Raw genomic sequence first — 16,701 nt, 5'->3', positions numbered from 1 at the left:
ACGCGCGGCACGATTGGCGAAGTCCGCAGGAAGAGACAGTATGAATCCGGTCAGATCGCTTCCTGGCACAGCGCCATCATGCGCTGAACCATCGTGCTCGCTTCGTTCAGTTCCATTTCGCTGGTAAAGAGCGCCTGCACATTCGACAGGCGCACGGCCACGCCCGCGTCGATGAGATCCTGGCTTGCGATTTTCAAGGCGAGTTGCCCGATGCGCACACGCTCGAGCCAATGCATGGTCGTTCTATTTTTTGCGAGCCACTGGCGGCAGCACTGAACGACGTGATCCACGCGCCACTCGGCGCTAAGCGCATACGATGCCGCCGCGATCGCCACGAGAAAGCACAGCAACTCCGCACGCGTCGCCGGAGTGTGTGTCGAGTCGACTTTTTTCATCCGCGTGATTTTTCCACCTGTCCTGTTCAACTGTGAGCACTTCGACTCGCACTTGCCGGCCGTATCCGGCCGTAGAAATAGTCAGCTTAGTGAATTGAGGGCGCGCGCGTCGAAATCAACACCCGCGCCTTCTAATGACCAGAAGCTACACGCGGCAGTTGCATTCGGTGCACGCCACCGCTTCTGGCGCAGGCTTGCTCTCGCCGCTTCTACCGAAGCTCGCGAGCGCCGCCAGTCCGAGCAACGCGAGGCCGCTGCCGAACAGAAAGTCCGTCGCAATGCCCACGTGATCGACCACGATTCCGCCGACGAGCGAACCCACCGCAATCGCCACCTGAATGATGCTCACGAAGAGCGCGGAGCCGGCTTCCGGAGAATCGGGCGTCGCGCGCTGAATCCAGATGCTGAAGCACAGCGGCAGCGCGCCGAACGCCACGCCCCACGCGAGTACAAGCGCAATGACGCCGGGCGGCGAATGCTGTAATACGGGCAGCAGAACAAGCGCGAACAGCAGCAGTGAGATCATCGCGCCGAGCGAGATTTTCAGACTGCGCGTAACCGTCGACGAAACAGCGAAGTTCGAAAAGAAGCCGATGATGCCGAAGCCGAGCAGGAGCCAGGTAATGGTCGGCATCGTCAGGTTCGCATTGCGCAGCAGGAACGGCGTGATGTACGTGTACGACGAGAAGTGCGCGCCGAACACGAGGCCCACCATCATCATGCTGCGGCGCGGATGCGGCCTGCGCAGCAGCGAAACGAGATCGTGCAAACGCAATGCGGCGTTCGAGGGCAGCGACGGCACGAACAGGAACTGCGCAATCAGCGCACTCGCGACGAGCCCGCCCGTTGCCATGAACGACGCGCGCCACGACGCGAAACTCGCGATGAACGTGCCGAGCGGCACGCCGATCACCGTTGCACACGTGACGCCGGTGAGGATTGTCGCCATCGCGCGCGCCGAATCTTTCGGCAGCACGAGACGCCCGGACGCAGCAGTGGCGAGCGTCCAGAAGCCGCCGAGCGCGGCGCCGAGCAACGCGCGACCCACCAACATCACAGTGAAATTCGGCGCGAACGCCGAGATCAGATTGGATGCCAGCAATAAAGCCGTGAGTAACAGGAAGACGCGCCGCCGATCCATGCGGCCCGCGACCAGCATCAGGCCAGGTGCCGAAATCGCGGCGATTACGCCGGGCACCGTGACCATCAAACCGGCCGTGCCAGGCGACACGCCGAGATCGGCGGCGACGCGCGGCAAGAGTCCGACCGGCAAAAATTCCGTCGTCACGAAGGCAAAGGCGCCGATTGCAACGGCCACAACGGCGAGCCATGAACGCAAGGGCGACGACGCTCCGTCGTCGTCGGGCGCGACCTCGCTCGCCGGCAAATTATCTTCTCTCAACATGGGTGACGCATGCTCCATCGTGATTCGTTGAAATCAAGGAAACCTCGCGAACAAAGGGGTTTTTTCATTGCCTCGCTGTCCGGTATCCTTCAGCGCAATTGAGCAAGATACAGCAGTTTCGCGGACTTCGTTTGGACACGAACGCTCGCGCGGCAAGCGTCGCGAGTGAGACAAACACGCCGCGCGATTGAGCACTGTTCTTATCGCGTTCGCCCCGTAAAGCCGGCCTTCAGTGCATCGACGACGAGTTCAACCGCCCTCGACGACTTATGGCGGCTCGGATAATAAACATGGTGGCCGACAAATGTCGGAAACCAGTCTTCGAGAACCCAGGCGAGACGCCCGGCCTCGACATGCGGCTCCACCAGTTTCTTCGGCACGTACGCAAGCCCGAAGCCGCCGAGCGCGGCCTCGACCATCTGATAGACGTTATTGAAAGTCAGTTGTCCCTCTACGCGAACCTGTAGCTCGCGCCGCCCCTTACTCAACTCCCAGGCCAGCAACGAGTTCATGGTCGGCAGCCGCAGATTGATGCAGTTGTGCCGGGTCAGATCCTGCGGTGTTTTCGCCACGATTCTCGACGCGAGATATTCCGGCGATCCGACTATCGACATCGTCATATCGGGCGCAATGCGCATCGCGATCATGTCTTTGGCGACCTGGTCGCCGAGGCGCACGCCAATGTCGTACCCGTCCGCGACCAGATCGGAAAGACCATAGTCGTACACGAGCTCGATTTTGATCTCCGGGTATTGGTGCAATAGCGTTTGTACTCGCGGCCAGACGTATTCGTTTGCCGCGTAATCCGTCGTCGTGATCCGAACGCTTCCGGCGGGCCGGTCCGTCATTGCACGCAGCGATTCTAGCTCTGCCTCGATCTCCCTAAGGCGCGGTCCGATTGACGAAAGCAGCCGCTCGCCCGCCTCTGTCGGCGCGACACTGCGCGTCGTGCGAGTGAGCAACGGCACGCCCATTCGCGCTTCGAGCGCGCGGACCATGCGACTCAGAGCCGATTGCGACATGCCTAGCTGCGCGGCTGCACGCGTGAAGTTCCGCTCATGCGCGACTCGCATGAACGCGGCCAGTTCGTTGAAGTCTTCCATTTCGATTCATGCACCATTGCATAAGACCATGCCAAGTTTGCCACCTAGTCGCATGAATGGCGAGACGTTACATTGATGTAATGCACCGACCCACCTCGACGGAGAAGCAGCACGATGGAATTGAAGCGCGCGGGCTCGCAGCCCTCTATTAAAGGCCCTGACGAATGGTTCACCGGCACTGTCCGCATCGATCCTTTGAATGCTCCGCCGCCGCCCGCACGCGTGTCGTGCGCCAGCGTCACGTTCGAGCCGGGTGCGCGGACTGCATGGCACACGCACCCGCTTGGCCAGACGCTGCTCGTGACGGCCGGTTGTGGCTGGACGCAATGCGAGGGCGAGCCGCGTGTCGAGATTCGTGCCGGCGATGTGATCTGGTGCCCGCCCGGCCACAAGCACTGGCATGGCGCGACATCGACTACCGCGATGACTCACATCGCAATTCAGGAAGCGCTCGACGGCAAGAACGTCAATTGGCTCGAGAAGGTGACGGACGAGCAGTACCTCCAATCGGTCGGCGATGCGCAACACCGCCAGCCATAACCTCGTTCTCCGCCGGCCTGCGTTAATCGCGGCACTGAGCGCGTCGCTCTTCGTCTGCGCCTGCGCACCTATTAAAGGGAGTGGAAGTATGGAACAAGCACCGTCCGTTGCGGACTTGAAATCGGCATCGCCGGCTTTCGCGCGATACACCGCGAACACTGTGTTCGACGGTCTATGGAAGCGGCCGCAGTTCTCGCCGCGCGACCGCAGCATCGTCACGCTTTCGGTAATGATCTCGCGCGGGCAGACTGCCGACATGCCATTTTACTTCGGGCTTGCGCTAGACAATGGCGTTAAACCAGCCGAGATCTCGGAGATGATCGCGCATCTGGCGTTCTATTCCGGGTGGGGCAATGCAACCGCTGCATCGAGCGTGGCGACGCGCATCTTCGACGAAAGAGGCATTGGACCTGATCAGATTCCTGACGCCGACGTGACGTTGCTGCCTTTAAACGAAAGCTCGGAACAGCAGCGCGCGCGGATGGTCGAGGAGAACTTTGGCGAAGTCGCGCCCGGGGTCGTTCAATACACGACCGATGCACTCTTCCGCGATTTGTGGCTGCGTCCGGGACTCGCGCCGCGAGACCGGAGTCTCGTGACAGTGAGCGCACTGGTTGCAAACGGTCAGGTCGCGCAGATTCCGTATCACCTGAACCGCGCGATGGACAATGGGCTCACAAAGGAAGAAGCGTCCGAGGCATTGACCCAATTGGCCTTCTACGCGGGATGGCCGAATGTATTCTCGGCAATGCCTATGTTCAAGGATGTGTTCGCAAAGCGTGCGGTGTGACGGATCAATTGCGGCGCTGCCCGCTCATGTCTGCGCAGACCGATGCTCATCCCTCGCAGCGAGCCAAACTTCCTTCGCGGCGTCCGCATTGACAATGGCGATTCCGAGTCCAACCAGAAGGTCGGGCCAGCCAGAACGCCAGAACAACGTCACCAGTCCCGCGAGAATGATCGCGATGTTCGCGAAGGCGTCATTGCGAGCCGACAGGAATGCCGCGCGAGTAAGGCTGCCCGAATGGTGCCGGAATCTGGCGAGTACAACCGCACACGCGAGGTTGACCGCTAAAGCTCCGAGTCCGGTGCCCGACAGCAGCCAAGGCTCCGGCGGTGTCGGTGCATTGAACTTCTGCCATGCGGTCCAGAGCAGCGCCAACGCAGGGACTAATAGAATTGCCGCGAGCACCATGCCGGCACGCGCTCTATTGCGCACGGACCATCCGAGAGCGGCGAAAATTAAAAAGTTGACCGCGGCGTCTTCGAGAAAATCGATGCTGTCGGCGAAAAGCGAAACCGATCCAATTTTCCGGGCAACAAAGAACTCGACGAAAAAGTACGCGGCGTTTGCCAGAGCGACGCCGGCGACGACCCGACGCAGTAGCGGCTGCGTCATTGCAGATGATGCGTTCGGCTGCATCGCATCATGCCTGCGTCGATTCACCGATGGGAACAGCCTCCACTCCACGCGCCGGCCCGACCGACTCGCGCATCGTCACGCTGACCGGAAACTCGCGGAATATCTCCCACGTGGTTCGATAGCACTGGTTGATGAGCCAGCGCACCGCGTTTTGCGTGAGCTCAGCCGTCGGAATATGCACCGATGTGAGGCCGGGCGCGGCATAGGCAGCGGAGTAATCATCGTCGTAACCGATCACCGACAATTCGTGCGGCACTGAAACGCCCGCCTGATGAAAACGCGCGAGCGCGCTGACAGCCATCGTGTCGTTCGCGCAGAAGAGACCCGTAAAACGCTGCTTCGAATCAAGCAGTTTTTGCGCGGCCGCATAGCCGCCTTCCGGCGAGAAGTCCGATTCGATCAAGGTCACGTCGCCCCGCGCAATGCCCGCGCGCGCGAGTTCGGCAAAGAAACCTTCGAGCCGCGTCATATTGTCCGACGCGGTAAAAGGCCCTGAAATCACGGCGATTTCGCGATGCCCGTGGTCCAGCAGTGTGCGCGCAGCCAGCTCGCCGCCATGCCGATGATCCGCGCAAAACGACGCTTCTGGAAACTGATCGAACGCGCGATTCAGAAAAACCATTTTCGGGTGCATCCGATGCAGCATGATGAGATCTTCGTCATGCAGATCGTGGCTGATTACCACGACGCCGTCGCAGTCGCGGCCAATCAGAAAACGCACGGCCTCGATGGCCTGCTCGCGCGGCGACACTTCGCCGCAGCCGGTTGCCACGACCACATGACGTCGCACGGCGCGCAGTTCAGTGTCGGTCTGCTTGAGGATCGTGCCGTAATACGAGCCGAAAAACGTCGGCACGAAAATGCCGATCATGCCGAGCGACTGCGTCGCCATTGCGCGGCCGATGGACGATGGGCGGAAGTTGAGCTGCTCGATTGCCGCCCGCACGCGCGCGGCGGCATCGCCGGGAAACCGGCCCTTTGCCGGAAATAACGCGCGACGCGGTCGACATGCCGACACCGGCCAGCGCCGCGACATCTTTCAGTGTTGCCACACGGTTCTCCGTCACCCAGGCGGGTTTCATCCTACTCTGACCGGCGCTATAAACGCGCGCCGCCCGCTGCGTCGAAGAGCGAGACGTGTGTGCTGTCTAGCGAGAACGATACGGTGTCGCCCGGCATCAACGGCGCTTTGCTCTGATCGATCGACGCGATCTGCGCTCCATGATAGTCGAGCCAGACGACGCGGTGGTTGCCCATCGGCTCGACAAGCGAAACTTTCGCGCGCTCGCCGGCCTGCTCGCCGCTCTGCGTTGTGTGAATGCGCACGTCTTCCGCGCGAACACCGAGCACGCATGACTGAGGCTGCGCTCGTGCATCGCTACGCGGATTCGTGAACGCATACTTCGACACATCGAGCCGCCAGTGCGCATTGCAAAAATGCAGCGCCCCGTCGGGCTGCTCGAGCGTACCGTCGACGAGATTCATCGCCGGTGTGCCGAGAAACGTTGCAACGAACAGGTTGGCGGGCCGCGCATAGACTTCGGCGGGCGTGCCGAACTGCTGGATCGCGCCGCCGCGCATCACGGCCATGCGCGTGGCGAGCGTCATGGCCTCGACCTGATCGTGCGTCACGTAAATCATCGTTGCGCCGAGCCGCTGATGCAATTGCTTGAGTTCGCGGCGCAATTCGGTGCGCAGTTTCGCGTCGAGATTCGACAATGGCTCGTCGAATAGAAACACGTCCGCTTCACGCACGATCGCGCGGCCAATCGCGACTCGCTGCCGTTGTCCGCCCGATAATTGCGCCGGCTTGCGCTTGAGCAGCGGTCCGAGTTGCAGCATCTCGGAAGCGCGCGCCACGCGCCGCGCGATCTCCGCCTTCGGCGTGCCGTTGATGCGCAACGCGAACGACAAATTACGCTCGACGCTCATCGTCGGATACAACGCGTACGACTGGAATACGAGCGCAATGCGGCGATCTTTTGGATCGGCCCACGTCATGTCCTCGCCGGCAATTTCAATGCTGCCCTCGGTCACGTCGATCAGCCCTGCGATGCTGTGAAGCAGCGTCGATTTACCGCAGCCGGAAGGCCCGAGCAGTACGACGAATTCGCCCGCCTGAACGTCGAGATCGAGGTTTTCGATCACGGTATTCGCGCCGAGCCGGATAGTCAGATCGCGCACCGCGACGTTTGCGGCGTGCGCGACGTCCGCCGCACTCGCCACGCCCGGCGCCTCGCTGTTGCGCGGCACGCTTCCCAGCGGACTGGTCAGCGCATTTGTCTCTTTCGCCACGTATGTCATCGCCCTATCCTTTGACCGCACCGGACGCAATGCCGCGCACGAACCAGCGGCCGCAGATGAAGTACACCGCGAGCGGCACCAGCGAAGTCAGAATGGTCGCCGCCATGTTGACGTTATAAAGCCGCTCGCCGGTCGTCGTATTGATGATGTTGTTCAGTTGCACCGTCATCGGCAAGTTTTTAGTGCCGGCAAACACGAGGCCGAGAATGAAGTCGTTCCAGATACCCGTCACCTGCATGATGATCGCCACGACAATGATCGGCGTCGACATAGGCAGCATCAACTGGATAAAGATACGCCAGAAACCGCCACCGTCGATGCGCGCGGCCTTGAACAGTTCTTGCGGAATCGACGCGTAGTAGTTGCGAAACAGCAGCGTCATGACCGGCATGCCGAAGATCGTATGAATCACGACGATGCCCGGCAACGAACTGAACAGATGCACGCTCGCCAGCACGCGCACAAGCGGATACACCATCACCTGAACCGGGATAAAGGCGCCCATCAGCAATACGCCGAACAGCACGCCCGCGCCGCGCGGCCGCCAGAAAGACAATGCATAGCCGTTCACCGCGCCGATCGCGATAGAGAACACCGTGCTCGGCACGACGATACGCACGGAGTTCCAGAAGCCGACTTGAATACCGTTGCAATCGAGTCCGGTACATGCGGACTGCCACGCGGCGCTCCATGCTTGCAGCGTGAAATGCGTGGGAAAAGCGAGCAGATTGCCGAGGCGGATTTCGCTCATCGGTTTAACCGACGTCACGAGCATCACATAAAGCGGCAGTAGAAAGAACAGCGCGGCGGTGAGCAGAAATGCGTACACGCCGACGCGCGCCGGCGTGAGCGCCGCGCGGCGCCGGTGCTTCAGCATGGGTCGCGGCATGCCGCTCTTCAGTGCAGAGCCGGGCGTGTTCATCACACCTCCTTGCGTAATGCCGCACGGCTGCGCGCATAGAAGAACGGCGCGAGAATCGCGAGCACGGTCGCGAGTAAAACGATCGACGCCGCCGACGCGAGGCCGATATTCGCGCGACCGAACAGATAGTCCATAATGAACTTCGCCGGTACTTCGCTCGCGGTGCCGGGGCCGCCTTGCGTCATCGCGACGACGGCGTCGTAGAGCTTCACGACCATCACGAAGAGCAGCACGAAGGCGGTCGAGATCGACGGCCCGAGCATCGGCACGACGATGCTTGCATAGACCCGCCAGCGCGGAATGCCGTCGATACGCGCGGCCTTCCACAACTCTTCGTCGATGCCGCGCAAGCCCGCGAGCAGCAAAGCCATCACGAGTCCGGAAGCCTGCCACACGGTGGCAATGACGATCGTATAGATCGCCCAGTCCTGATCGACGATCCAGTCGAAGCGCGCATGCACGAAACCCAGCTTGTGCAGCACGGCCTGCGCGCCGAGTTGCGGATTCAGAATCCATTGCCAGACGAGACCTGTCGCAACGAACGACATCGCGTAAGGATATAAAAACACCGTGCGCAATGCGCCTTCCGCGACCACGCGTTGATCGATAAAGATCGCGAGCAGCAAGCCGATCACCATGCACGCGACAATAAAGCACGCGCCGTAAATCACGATGTTTTGCAGCGACAACAACCAGCGGCCGTTGTTGAAAAGCCTCGCGTATTGCGTGAGGCCCGCGAAGTCGCCGGATGGAAACGTGCGCGAGTTGCTGAGCGAAACCCGCGCGGTCCAGATCATCGTGCCGAGATAGGCGAACACGACGGTCAGCGCCATCGGCAGCAATGCAAGCCATGCTGCCAACGAAAAGCGCCTTTTTAGCGGCTTTTCCGCGGGGTTTTTACGCAATCCCGGACGCGAGCGCGACGACGCATGCAGCTTGAGCGCGTGCATGTCGAGCCTAGCTCTTGAGCGCGCTTGCGAACGCCTTTTGCGCGTCGTCGACCGACTGGTTTTTATTCCAGAAGTTAGTGACGACGTCGATCAGCGCGCCTTGCATATCCGGCGACAACAGCATTTCCGGATTCGGCAACTGGCGCGACTTGTCCTTCATGATCGCAATGCCCTCCTTCGCGCAGATGTCAAGCGTGCCGGCATCCACGTCGGGGCGAATCGGAATCGAGCCTTTCCTTGCGCTGAATGCGACTTGCGCGGACGGCGAGGTCATCACCGTGGCCAGAAGATTTTGCGCTTTCACCGTGGCGGCGTTATCGCTCTTTGGAAATACGAATACGTCGCCGGCGACGAGATACGGCGAATGCGGGCCGAATCCGGGGAAGCAGCCGAATTCCTTACCCGCGCTCTGCTTCGCCGCGGAGAACTCGCCCTTCGCCCAATCGCCCATGATCTGCACGCCGGCCTTGCCGGAAATGACCAGTGCCGTCGCATCGTTCCAGTTGCGGCCGGGCGAACCGGGGTCGACGAAATCGTGCAGGCGCTTGAATGCAACCAGTACTTTTTTAAACGCGTCGGACTTCACCGCATTGGCGTCGTGATCGCGATACACCTTCAGGTAGAGGTCGGGACCGCCAACATCGGCGAGCACGGCGTCGAATGTGATCTTTTCCTGCCAGGGCTGGCCGCCGAACGCGAGTGGAATAATGCCTGCGGCTTTGAGCTTGCCGAGATCGGCGATGAACTCGTCATAGTTTTGCGGCTCGGCGGTAATGCCGGCTTTCTGGAATGCGGGCTTCGAGTAGAAGAACCACGCGGGCATATGAATGTCGACCGGCGCCGCATAGTAATGGCCTTTTACTTTGATGCTGTCGAGTATCGATTGCGGGAATACGCCGTTCCAGTTTTCTTTTGCGGCGACGTCGTCGACATTGTTGAGCAGTCCCTGATCGATCAGATCATGAAACTGCTTCGACGTATTGAACTGCGCGGCCGTGGGTGGATCGCCGCCGACAATGCGGTTGATCGCCGTGGAGCGCGCCTGGTCCGCGCCCGCGACCGCGTTATCGACCCACTGGCCGCCGGCTTTGTTATACGCATCGGCGAACTGGCGAATCGCGGCTGACTCGCCGCCCGAGGTCCACCAGTGAATCACATTCGCCTTCAAAGGCTCGGCGTGCGCGACGATGCCGTACAACGCGAGTGCTGCAACCATCGCCCGCAAGACCGTTTTTCTGCTGTTCATTCCGTCTCCTCCAAAGGCTCGCGCCCGTGTTCCAGGTCGACATGCAAACCAGCTTTCGTTGCCTATATGTGTTGCTTCAGACGCGTTGCTTATATACGTAGATTCCGTTCCTTGCGCTCTTTCAGGAAGCGCGACACCAGTTCGGCACTCCGCTTTATCGTGCGCTTCTGCGTCGCGTAATCGACATGCACGATGCCGAAGCGGCGCTCGTATCCGAATGCCCACTCGAAGTTGTCCATCAGCGACCACAAGAAATAACCGCGTATGTCGACGCCCGCCTTGATGGCTTCGTCGACGGCCGCAAGATGGCGCTTCAGAAACGAAATGCGTTGTGTGTCGTCCACGCGGCCGTCGATCACTTTATCGTCGGAGGCCATGCCGTTCTCTGTGATATAGACCGGCGGCAAGTTCGCATACTCGCGCCTGAAACTGATCAGCAGATCGCACAAACCGTCGGGATACACTTCCCAGCCCATCTGTGTACGCTCGACGCCTTGCAGCGGCACGTCCTTGAAGCCGTGCGCACCATCGCTCGCGACATTCGTGCGGAAGTAATAGTTGATGCCGAGAAAATCGAGCGGCGCGGAAATGGTCTGCATGTCGCCATCGAGTATCAATGGCTCGGTGCCTGGCCACAGTTCGAAAAGCGCCTGCGGATACGTGCCCTTTAGCAACGGATCGAGAATCCACGCATTGTGCTGAACCTCGAACAGATGCGCGGCGCGGCGATCGTCGGCACTATCGCTATTCGGCGTGCCGCGCCCGATGTTCGCGACAATGCCCTTTTGCGAAGCCGGATCGTTCGCGCTCAATACAGGTACGGCGAGACCGTGCGCGAGCAGCAGATGGTGCATCGCCTGCGTGGCAAAGCGCGCGTTGACAAGACCCGGCGCGTGATGACCGTTTCCATAGCCGAGATACGCGGAACACCAGGGCTCGTTGAGCGTCGCCCATGCATCGACGTTGCCGGCCAGTTCGCGGCTCATCAAATCCGCGTAATCGGCGAAACGGTACGCGGTTTCGCGATTCAGCCACCCGCCGCGATCTTCCAGATGCTGTGGCAAATCCCAGTGATAAAGCGTGACGAACGTCGTGATGCCCTTCTCTTTCAGACGCGTGAGCAGGCGCTTATAGAAGTCGAGTCCCTTGCGATTGGGCGTGCCGTCCAGATGCATCACGCGCGGCCACGCGATCGACAATCTATAGCCTTCGAGGCCGAGTCCCGCGAGCATGTCGACATCCGCTTCCCAACGATGATAGTGATCGCAGGCCACTTCACCGCTGTCGCCGGCAAGCACCTTGCCGGGCGTCGCGCAGAAGGTGTCCCATATCGAAGGCAGGCGGCCGTCTTCGTTGACGGCGCCTTCGATCTGATACGAGGCAGTGGCCGCGCCTAATAGAAAGTTCTCGCGCCACAAAGTCGAGTCGGCGGGCGGCGTGAACGGATCGGCGGATGAATGAGAGGAAAGTGCGTCGTGTGCCACGGATTCTCCATGCAAGCGAGTTGCTCGGCTGAACTGACTGAACCGGGTACGGCAATGACGAAAAGCGACTGCGTTGGACGTCGAAAGACCTGAGACTGGAAGCGCTTCCACACAAGCGCCCGCGAACAATATCAGTGGGCTCTTTGGCGCAGCAATCAGGGTTTGTCTGGAGGGGCGCTGGCACGCGCGCTTAATGCATGTGCGATGCATCGCGACGCGTGGCGATGCATTAAAGCGGAAGCTTTGCACGCGCGGTCAAAGACGAAGACGGTATCGATTGTTCTTCTTCCGCCATCGTCGCGAGAGATTCGGCAAGCGCGCGAATCTTGTGCTGCGGCGCGCGTTGCGACGGATAGACGAGAAAGTAGCCGAGGCCGTTGCGCGCGACGTGATCGAAGGGCGTGACGAGCACTCCCGCTTCGATTCGGTCTCTTGCCATCCTTGCATCGCCGATAGCGACACCGTGTCCTTGCGCGGCGGCGGTGAGTGTCAATTCCAGTGTGTCGAGGACCAGTCCCCTGTCGGCATCGACATCTTTAGTAAGCGCACTGTCTAGCCAGCATCGCCATTCGTCATGACTGGGCCCGGGATGCAGCAACGTGATGCGCGCGAGGTCGGCTAAACATGTCAGCGATGCGGCCACCTCCGGCGTGCACATTGGAGTCAGCGTCTCTGCAAACAAAGGTATCGCATTCAGTCCCGCCCACTGTCCACTGCCGCGCACGACAATCGCGTCGATGTCGGGCGTAGTGAATTCCGGCGTGTCGTCGGATGAAGTCGAGATGCGCAACTCGATTCCCTTCAGCGCGCTATTGATGTCCGAAAGCCGCGGCAGCAGCCATCGGATCGCAAACGTCGATGGTAATCGCAGCGTGAGAACCGCGCCCGTTGCAGCGTGTAGATCGGCATGCTCGACGAGCCGCGCAAGTACATCGACTGCGACGGCCTGCAGCGCCTGTCCCTCGGCGGTCAGTGTCAGCCCCGACGCATGGCGCACGAAAAGCGCGCAGCGATAGTGCGCTTCCAGTTGCTGAATCTGGCGACTCACCGCGCCTTGCGTGCGGCACAGATGATCCGCGGCTTTGCTGACGCTGCCGAAATGCCCGGCCGCCACGAATGACTGCAATGCCGCGAGTGTCGGCAAGCGGCGCGTGAGGTCGGCAAGCGGATATGCGAGCGCGGCATACCCGGCTTGCAAATTTTTCGATGGTTCGGTCATCGGTGCATCGCTATGGTGTCGATACCGGATGCCCGTTTGTTCAGACGGGTCGGATTGCCAATAAGGAGGACGATCGTGAATTCATCGTCGAAAGAACTATACACGGAGCAGATTCGTACTTACCTCGCAGCGCTGGAACGCGGCGACGTCGGCGCGATTTGCGCATTGTTCACACCGGACGCGCAAATCTTCTCGCCGTTTCTCGGCTGGATGAAGCCGGCGCCGTTCTTTGCAAAGGTCAATGCGGCGTCTGGCAAAAGCACGATCACACCTATCGACATTTGCGTGAGTGCGACAGGAGCTCCGCGCGCGACGGGTTACTTCATCTACGATTGGGGACTGAAAGACGGCTCGGCGGTGCGCTTTGAATGCGTCGATGTATTCGAATTCGATGAGAACGCAATCATCGAACGGATGATCATCGTCTACGACACCTATCCGATTCGCAGCACGGTCGGCGATAAATACGCGTAGAGGAAAGACGCACTAGACACGCTAACGGGCTGGGCATGGTGCTTGCTGACGGGAAACCACATCCAACGTACTCATTGCTCGATTAGAGGACATTGAACATGGTGAACAACCGCCCTTGCACCGCGACCTGCGTTATCGACGGCATGCCGGTTACTCTGACTTTCTATCCTGATAGCGGCATACTGCGAATCGCCGATCCGTCGGGCGCGTGCATCAAGGAAACGCGCTGGCACGCGTCGTGGCGCTCGCTGCTGGACGAGTTCCGCCGCTTCGGCGAGCGCGCGGCGATGCAAGGGCCGGGCGTGGAGGCAATGGTGAGCCGCATCGTCGACAGCACCGATCACTCGACGACGCAATCCGCTTTGGCATAAAAGAACCGCGAGGCAGCGGCGTCGAAACCCGCTGCCTCATGCACTGCTTCGAATAGCAACGCCGAGCGCCTTTATTTCACTGGCCAAAGTAAATAGTGCATTGCGGGCCGCCGGAACAGCGCATATTTTGCCGGCTGCCGGCTTCTGAGCGCCCTGCCGCGACGCCTCCATAGGAAACGTTTTGCGCCGGCTGCGAAGCGCCTCCGGTGGGCTCGCTCAACGACATGTCGGTCGTGGCCTGTGCCGATTCGTTCGCATGGTTCATCAGCCTTTCGCTGGCGGGCGTCGCCGTCGATGTCCCAACGCCAGGCTCGCTCGTCATGTCGCCTGCGCTCGCAGCGCGCGGCGCGAGAAAAAGAAGAGCGCTCACAAACACCATCAATAATCGTAGTTTCATGTCCAGACTCCTTGAATCCGGCGCAGCAGTGTCGTCCCTCCTCGAGAACCGATCCGTGTAAAAAGCCAGCGTGGCCAAGCCTGGGACCAACGAAAAACCAGTTGTGACGCGGGCCTGCTGCATGGACTCGTCGAATGAAACGGATAGCGAGTCGCCCGCACATGGCGGCCGGCGTACCTGCGCCTACGATGATTGGCGCTCGGACGCCGCAGCCGGAAAAACACGGATTGTCCTCTCCGCTATTTCTTTTATAGTTCGGCCGGCGCGGAATTCAATCCGGCGACGCGGAACCGGTGAACGATCCCGGTTGCGCAGCCGGCAGTCCCAGTCGACGCTTAAATGCGAGAAAATCAGTTCAAACGGTGCGTGCATTACGCTCGCAGTGCGTTATGATGACGACATAACCACAAGACTGGCCCCGCACATGCACCGTTGCGAAACGGAGCGTGCACATGAGACGGCCGCCCAATGTCAGTGCATCGCCCCCATCGTTTTTTCCAATTTCGATTAATGACCTCACCGCGGACGGACGCCATTTAAATGGACTCCAATCTTTCGCGGGTTTTCCTCGCAATCTGCATTTGACAGAACGCTGACGCTTTAGAAGGACGAATATCTTATGGACGAAAGGAAGCGAGATAGCATGATTGCGTATCTCCGCCATCGCATGGAAGAGTTTGGCATCAAGCCGGAAGACCTTGCCGCCGTGCTGGCATCCGAACCGGTCGCGGAAAAGAACGCACGCTACCGCAGCGCGACGGGAGACAGTTGGGACGGCCAGGGCGAAATGCCTCAATGGTTGAAGCAGGCCATTAGCGCAGGACAATCTATCGACCACTTTGAATTATCGGCGCCGCCCGCGCCCACGCCGCAGCCGAAAAAACGCGTCGACTGGAAAAACGACCCGTTCGCAGGCAGTCCGCTCGCGCGCTCGAACGAACACTAAGCGGCAAGCGCCGCGCTAACGCGGCACATCACAGGTTGGCAAACTGGCCGGTGCACGAGTGCTTGCACTGCGTCGCGGCGCCGCTCGCTCTGGGCACGGCATATTGCGGCGCGTCGATAAAGGCGCTCAACTGACGCACGATTTGCCAGAACACCTTGTCGAATAAACGAGCCCGTTCGGGTTCGATGACGTCGTCCGCGAGCGGATTGGCGAGATTCCATTGAGAAAGCGCGGGACTGCCGGGAAAGACCGGCGCATGCGGCGCAGCGACGCCCGAGTCGAGCGCGACCACGAAATCCATGCGCGGCGCCCATTCGCCGGTGAATTCAAGCCAGCTTTTCGGGCATAGCACGCCGAGGTCGGAAACGCCCGGCCGCAATTGCGTTATCGCAAGCGGATGCACTCGCGCGGCCGGTTCCGGGCCCGCGCTGAAAGCCTCGAACCGGTGTCCGGCCAGTTCCCGCAGCAAAGCTTCGGCCATGATGCTGCGTGCTGAATTCTCTCGGCAGAGAAACAGCACTTTATATTTCTTGGTCACGCTTACCCCGTACCGTGTTTTTAGTCTCTTGTATGTGCGATTGTGCCCGCAGAGTCTTGCGCCCCCGTGACACTACGATGTCTTTATTCCGCGCGCTACGGGAATTTGCCCCTGGAGCGGGCGGATCAAGAAACCGCCGACCGGATGATCAGAAGCGCAGCCCGTTGAGGAACTGGAACCAGAGACTGGACAAGCCACCGGCTGTATCGGCTTCTTTCGCCGTTTCTTTAGCGGGTTCTTTAGCGGGTTCTTTTGCGGCACGCGCGCGACGACCGGCCGTTTCTTCGGCGCCGGCGCCCATCGTGGCCGATTCCGGCGAGCCGGCGGCCTTTGCGTGCGAGGCGGCATCTGCCGCTTCCGCGGCCTCTGTAGAAGCATTATTGGCCGCCGCCTCGCGCCGCGAAGCGTGCAAGGCGGCCACACTGTCGGCAATCTGCGCGGCGCGCCCCGGCTCGCATTGGCGTCCGAGCAATACGCCGAACACGACATCGCGGTTGTGGCCTTCGTCGGCAAAACGCATCGCGAGCGACACCATTTCGGCGTACGCGGCCTCGTCCGCGGCACGCGCCGCCGCCTCGCGCTCCGCCTGCGCCTGTTGATGGCGCGCGCGCTGCGCTTCCCATTCGCGCATCTGCTCGGTGTACACGGCGTCGTAAATCTTGCGCTGCGCCGCGTCGGAGAGGATCGCGTAGGCGTCCCTGATCTCCTGAAACGTGGCGCGCGCAACTTCCTCGGAACCCGCGTTGCGGTCCGGATGCCACTTCATCGCGGCCTTGCGGTACGCGCGTTTGATCTCTTCGTCGGTGGCGTGCATGGGCACGCCGAGCGTGTCATAGAGAGTTGCCATTTGCGTGCTGGACCTTGCCGGGTATCGTGTCGCGGATCATCGTAGCACGCGATAAACGGCGCGATCGTGAAGCGGCGCGCATGCGCCTGACTGCAGAACGCGCCAATAGAGCCCACGAAAAATGCCAAAAAAAAAGG

General features: G+C 60.6%; 18 protein-coding genes and 1 pseudogene. 5 read left to right on the top strand and 14 right to left on the bottom strand.

What is annotated here, in order from left to right; translation table 11 throughout:
• Positions 1–50: 50 nt before the first annotated feature.
• The 3 genes from BGRAMDRAFT_RS00650 to BGRAMDRAFT_RS00640 form a co-directional block, all read right to left on the bottom strand.
• A complete protein-coding gene (locus tag BGRAMDRAFT_RS00650) occupies positions 51–395 on the bottom strand; it encodes a hypothetical protein (protein ID WP_006046681.1) in 345 nt (114 codons plus the stop codon).
• Between the two features lie 145 nt (positions 396–540).
• The gene (locus BGRAMDRAFT_RS00645) at positions 541–1,800 is read right to left on the bottom strand and encodes an MFS transporter (RefSeq protein WP_006046680.1); all 1,260 of its coding nucleotides are present in this window, start codon (positions 1,798–1,800) and stop codon (positions 541–543) included.
• Between the two features lie 200 nt (positions 1,801–2,000).
• Positions 2,001–2,903 carry a LysR family transcriptional regulator gene (locus BGRAMDRAFT_RS00640; protein WP_006046679.1) on the bottom strand — a complete coding sequence of 301 codons (903 nt, stop codon included), beginning with the start codon at positions 2,901–2,903 and terminating at the stop codon, positions 2,001–2,003.
• Positions 2,904–3,017: 114 nt separating this feature from the next.
• Between BGRAMDRAFT_RS00640 and BGRAMDRAFT_RS00635 the strand changes: the two genes are divergently transcribed.
• Positions 3,018–3,443: a (R)-mandelonitrile lyase gene (locus BGRAMDRAFT_RS00635; protein WP_006046678.1), complete on the top strand. Its 426-nt coding sequence runs from the start codon at positions 3,018–3,020 to the stop codon at positions 3,441–3,443.
• Positions 3,421–4,233, top strand: coding sequence for a carboxymuconolactone decarboxylase family protein (locus BGRAMDRAFT_RS00630; RefSeq protein ID WP_044020016.1), 813 nt, complete (start codon positions 3,421–3,423; stop codon positions 4,231–4,233). The genes BGRAMDRAFT_RS00635 and BGRAMDRAFT_RS00630 overlap by 23 nt, the downstream gene beginning before the upstream one ends.
• Positions 4,234–4,257: 24 nt before the next feature.
• Here the strand turns inward: BGRAMDRAFT_RS00630 and BGRAMDRAFT_RS00625 are convergent, their stop codons facing one another.
• The 8 genes and pseudogenes from BGRAMDRAFT_RS00625 to BGRAMDRAFT_RS00590 all read right to left on the bottom strand — a co-directional run bounded on the left by BGRAMDRAFT_RS00625 (position 4,258) and on the right by BGRAMDRAFT_RS00590 (position 12,991).
• Complete coding sequence (locus tag BGRAMDRAFT_RS00625) at positions 4,258–4,866, bottom strand: cation efflux transmembrane domain-containing protein (RefSeq protein ID WP_006046676.1); 609 nt, start codon at positions 4,864–4,866, stop codon at positions 4,258–4,260.
• A gap of 4 nt (positions 4,867–4,870) precedes the next feature.
• Positions 4,871–5,918, bottom strand: a pseudogene (locus tag BGRAMDRAFT_RS00620) (LacI family DNA-binding transcriptional regulator).
• Positions 5,919–5,964: 46 nt separating this feature from the next.
• On the bottom strand, positions 5,965–7,170 hold the full coding sequence (locus BGRAMDRAFT_RS00615) for an ABC transporter ATP-binding protein (protein WP_006046674.1): 1,206 nt from the start codon (positions 7,168–7,170) through the stop codon (positions 5,965–5,967).
• Between the two features lie 4 nt (positions 7,171–7,174).
• The gene (locus BGRAMDRAFT_RS00610; protein ID WP_006046673.1) at positions 7,175–8,092 is read right to left on the bottom strand and encodes a carbohydrate ABC transporter permease; all 918 of its coding nucleotides are present in this window, start codon (positions 8,090–8,092) and stop codon (positions 7,175–7,177) included.
• On the bottom strand, positions 8,092–9,042 hold the full coding sequence (locus tag BGRAMDRAFT_RS00605) for a carbohydrate ABC transporter permease (RefSeq protein WP_006046672.1): 951 nt from the start codon (positions 9,040–9,042) through the stop codon (positions 8,092–8,094). The genes BGRAMDRAFT_RS00610 and BGRAMDRAFT_RS00605 overlap by 1 nt, the downstream gene beginning before the upstream one ends.
• Before the next feature lie 7 nt (positions 9,043–9,049).
• A complete protein-coding gene (locus BGRAMDRAFT_RS00600; RefSeq protein WP_006046671.1) occupies positions 9,050–10,288 on the bottom strand; it encodes an ABC transporter substrate-binding protein in 1,239 nt (412 codons plus the stop codon).
• An 89-nt stretch (positions 10,289–10,377) separates the two neighbouring features.
• Positions 10,378–11,772 carry a GH1 family beta-glucosidase gene (locus tag BGRAMDRAFT_RS00595; protein ID WP_006046670.1) on the bottom strand — a complete coding sequence of 465 codons (1,395 nt, stop codon included), beginning with the start codon at positions 11,770–11,772 and terminating at the stop codon, positions 10,378–10,380.
• A 229-nt stretch (positions 11,773–12,001) separates the two neighbouring features.
• The gene (locus BGRAMDRAFT_RS00590) at positions 12,002–12,991 is read right to left on the bottom strand and encodes a LysR substrate-binding domain-containing protein (RefSeq protein ID WP_006046669.1); all 990 of its coding nucleotides are present in this window, start codon (positions 12,989–12,991) and stop codon (positions 12,002–12,004) included.
• 75 nt (positions 12,992–13,066) lie between these two features.
• Between BGRAMDRAFT_RS00590 and BGRAMDRAFT_RS00585 the strand changes: the two genes are divergently transcribed.
• Together BGRAMDRAFT_RS00585 and BGRAMDRAFT_RS00580 are read left to right on the top strand one after the other, a co-directional pair.
• On the top strand, positions 13,067–13,465 hold the full coding sequence (locus tag BGRAMDRAFT_RS00585; RefSeq protein WP_006046668.1) for a nuclear transport factor 2 family protein: 399 nt from the start codon (positions 13,067–13,069) through the stop codon (positions 13,463–13,465).
• A 98-nt stretch (positions 13,466–13,563) separates the two neighbouring features.
• A complete protein-coding gene (locus tag BGRAMDRAFT_RS00580; protein WP_006046667.1) occupies positions 13,564–13,836 on the top strand; it encodes a hypothetical protein in 273 nt (90 codons plus the stop codon).
• A gap of 76 nt (positions 13,837–13,912) precedes the next feature.
• Here the strand turns inward: BGRAMDRAFT_RS00580 and BGRAMDRAFT_RS00575 are convergent, their stop codons facing one another.
• Positions 13,913–14,356 carry a hypothetical protein gene (locus BGRAMDRAFT_RS00575; protein WP_232292196.1) on the bottom strand — a complete coding sequence of 148 codons (444 nt, stop codon included), beginning with the start codon at positions 14,354–14,356 and terminating at the stop codon, positions 13,913–13,915.
• Positions 14,357–14,852: 496 nt separating this feature from the next.
• On the opposite strand from BGRAMDRAFT_RS00575, the gene BGRAMDRAFT_RS00570 reads away from it, so the two are divergent.
• Complete coding sequence (locus tag BGRAMDRAFT_RS00570) at positions 14,853–15,179, top strand: H-NS histone family protein (RefSeq protein ID WP_006046665.1); 327 nt, start codon at positions 14,853–14,855, stop codon at positions 15,177–15,179.
• Positions 15,180–15,207: 28 nt separating this feature from the next.
• Here the strand turns inward: BGRAMDRAFT_RS00570 and BGRAMDRAFT_RS00565 are convergent, their stop codons facing one another.
• Both BGRAMDRAFT_RS00565 and BGRAMDRAFT_RS00560 read right to left on the bottom strand, forming a co-directional pair.
• Entirely contained in the window at positions 15,208–15,660 is a 453-nt protein-coding gene (locus BGRAMDRAFT_RS00565; RefSeq protein WP_006046664.1) for an arsenate-mycothiol transferase ArsC, read from the bottom strand.
• Between the two features lie 205 nt (positions 15,661–15,865).
• On the bottom strand, positions 15,866–16,564 hold the full coding sequence (locus tag BGRAMDRAFT_RS00560) for a J domain-containing protein (protein ID WP_006046663.1): 699 nt from the start codon (positions 16,562–16,564) through the stop codon (positions 15,866–15,868).
• Positions 16,565–16,701: the final 137 nt, after the last annotated feature.

Origin of the sequence: Paraburkholderia graminis C4D1M (assembly GCF_000172415.1) — a bacterium.
In the GTDB taxonomy this organism is placed as follows: Bacteria; Pseudomonadota; Gammaproteobacteria; order Burkholderiales; family Burkholderiaceae; genus Paraburkholderia; species Paraburkholderia graminis.
Note: the sequence above shows the minus strand (reverse complement) of the source record. Positions and strands in the feature narration are given on the sequence as shown.